Consider the following 2,678-nt stretch of genomic DNA (forward strand, 5'->3'; position numbering starts at 1 on the left):
GCCGGACCCTTCGAGACGCGGTCGGCTCGCAAGCTCGCGCGACAGCCCTCAGGGATCAAGAAGGTGGATGAATCACTGTGACCGGTTCATGCCGTGCGATGGTGCTCAGGGATCAAGAAGGTTGTGGGTTTGGTGGATGGATCGCTGTGTACCGGCTCGTACTGTGCGATGGTGCTCAGGGATCAAGAAGGTTGTGGTCGGTCATCTTGATCCCTGAGGCCGATGCGAGGAACGAGCAAGGGTCTCGAAGGGTCCGGCGAGATGAGGCTCCCAACCCGCGATGGTCAGACGAGGTTGTGGTCGTAGGCGTAGACGACGAGCTGAACCCGGTCGCGCAGAGCGAGTTTGGTGAGGATTCGGGAGATGTGGGTTTTGACGGTGGCCTCCGACAGCACCTCGGCGTCTGCGATCTCGGCGTTGGACAGACCTTGTGCGGCGCGCACGAGGATCTCCCGTTCACGCGGTGTGAGGGCGTCGTATTCAGGGCCGGGTTCGCCTGCGCGGGCCCGGTGGCGCTCGAACAGTTGCCGGGTGGCCGAGGCGGCCACCACCTGATTGCCGGCCGCAACGGCCCGGATGGAGGCGAGCAGGAAATCGGGCTGGGCGTCCTTGAGAAGAAAGCCGCTCGCCCCGGCGGCGATGGCCGACGACACGGCCTCGTCCTCGTCGAATGTGGTGAGCACCAGGATCTTCGGTGCCTGATCGCCCAGCGCCGCGATGAGGTCGCGGGTAGCGGTGATGCCGTCGATGCCGGGCATGCGCACATCCATCAACACCACATCGGGACGCGTTGTGCGGATGGATTCGGTCAGCCCGATCGCCGACGATTCCTGCGCGACGACCCTCATGTCGGGCCGGCTGTCGATGATCATCGCGATGCCGCCGCAGAACAGGGGCTGGTCGTCGACGAGGCATACCCGGATCATCGGCCCGGTCCTTCCTGGGTCTGGGCAGGGACGGTCAGTTCGGTCACCCACGCAGTTCCGCCGTCGACTGCACCGGCGGTGAGCGTACCGCCCACCCTGAGGGCGCGTTCGGTCATGCCGACGATGCCGTAGCCGGCACCGCCCGGTGCGATCGGGTCGGCGGCCACCGCGTTTCGTACGGAGAGGATCTGCCGGTCACCGTCGCGGCGTTCGGTGATGGTGACCGGTTGCCCGAGATCACCGTATTTCAATGCGTTGGTCAGGCATTCGGTGAGTACACGGAACGTGACATCAGCGGTGGCCGAATCAGTGACCGGAACCGTCTCGTCGACGATGGTCATACCCGCCGCCCGCATCCGCTCGAACAATCGCTGCCGATCGGTGTGGGTAGCTTCAGGGAGTGTGTCGTCGCGGCGCAGTTCCTCCAGCAGGCCGCGTACGTCTCCCAGCGCCTCGCGGGCAGTGTCGGCGATCACGCCGAGGGCTTTGCGGGCCGAATCGGGGTCGGTTGTCATCGCATATCGGGCACCCTCGGCCTGCGCCACCACCACGGCCAGTGAGTGGGCCACCACATCGTGCATGTCCCGGGCCAGCCGGGTGCGTTCGGTCTGTTCGGCGTATAAGTCCAGCAGCCGCTTGCGTTCGAGTTCGGCGATGGTCCCGGCGACCCGGGCCTGTTCGACGGAACGTTTCTGGTGGCGGATGAAGCCGGTCGCCCATCCACCGCCGACGACGACCGCGCAGCTCAGCAGGCCGATCAGGTGTCCGGCGGCCCTGTCGGCCAGGCCGTCGTCGATGTCATAGACGAAGGGGAACAGGATTCCGGCCAGCACCGATCCGCCGATCGCCACGGCGAGCGATCCGAAACGCACCCGCCGGTCGGGATGGCCGCCGGCGGTGTAGAAGAGGATCGCGTACGCCGCGCACGGAAGTACCGCGATCCGCAGATCGATCGACTGCACCGCCGCCGACATCAACGCGCACACCATCATGGTCGACGGCGCGATCCGGCGGCATGCCAGCGCCACGGTCACCAGTATCGCGGCCATCACCGACGAGGCGCCCTCGAAAGCATGGATGGGAATGGCGATCAGTCCGAACACACCGGCCAGGGCGACATCGACGATGATGCCGCGCCGGGTGAGGTCGGGCAGGGCCAGAGGGTCGCGCATAGCTATACCGTGCCAGGTGACGACTGGAACGTGTCGGCAGACACGTGCGCTTTACGGATGAACGGCGTATCGCCGCAGACCTTCGGACACCTTCCGCCAGTCGATGTCCGACGTCGCCGTCAGCACGACGAAATCGTACGCTTCGTGCTCATCGAACTGGTCGACGAGTTCGATCCCGTTGACCCCGAGCATGAGCCAGGCCGCCGCCCAGGCGGTGCGTTTGTTGCCGTCGACGAACGCATGGTTCTTCGCCAGCGAATGCATCAGTGCCGCCGCTTTGTCGAGTATTGATGGATAGGCGTCCTCGCCGAATGCGGAAGCCTTGGGCCGGGCGATCGCGGCATCAAGGAGTCCTTCGTCGCCGACGATGGGTGCAAACCCGCAAGCATCGGTACCTGCCCGGAGAACCTCGGCCCGGCCCAGATAGTAGATCACGCGAGAAGCTCGTTCAGTTTCTCCGACTTCTTCGCGATATCTGCCGACAGTCGAGCCACCCGCTTGTTCCAGATCGATTCGATGGCTTCTTCGGCCAGAACGGCTTTCTGGCTTCTTCCCGAACGCGCGGCTTCCTGTTTGATCA

General features: G+C 65.0%; 3 protein-coding genes. All 3 read right to left on the reverse strand.

Annotated features, from left to right (window positions below):
- Positions 1-284: 284 nt before the first annotated feature.
- The 3 genes from KDB67_RS10725 to KDB67_RS10735 are packed head-to-tail and all read right to left on the reverse strand — an operon-like array spanning position 285 to position 2,533.
- Positions 285-926, reverse strand: coding sequence for a response regulator transcription factor (locus KDB67_RS10725; protein WP_291015622.1), 642 nt, complete (start codon positions 924-926; stop codon positions 285-287).
- On the reverse strand, positions 923-2,098 hold the full coding sequence (locus KDB67_RS10730) for a histidine kinase (protein WP_291015623.1): 1,176 nt from the start codon (positions 2,096-2,098) through the stop codon (positions 923-925). Before KDB67_RS10730 ends, KDB67_RS10725 begins: the two co-directional genes overlap by 4 nt.
- A gap of 51 nt (positions 2,099-2,149) precedes the next feature.
- Positions 2,150-2,533, reverse strand: a complete 384-nt coding sequence (locus tag KDB67_RS10735; protein ID WP_291015625.1) for a type II toxin-antitoxin system death-on-curing family toxin — start codon at positions 2,531-2,533, stop codon at positions 2,150-2,152.
- Positions 2,534-2,678 lie beyond the last annotated feature (145 nt).

The organism is Gordonia sp. (in: high G+C Gram-positive bacteria), assembly GCF_020438995.1.
Lineage (GTDB): Bacteria > Actinomycetota > Actinomycetes > Mycobacteriales > Mycobacteriaceae > Gordonia.

Coding starts and splice junctions, on each gene's coding strand:
- KDB67_RS10725 (WP_291015622.1), bottom strand. CDS start 926: ATGATCCGGGTATGCCTCGTCGACGACCAGCCCCTGTTCTGCGGCGGC.
- KDB67_RS10730 (WP_291015623.1), bottom strand. CDS start 2,098: ATGCGCGACCCTCTGGCCCTGCCCGACCTCACCCGGCGCGGCATCATC.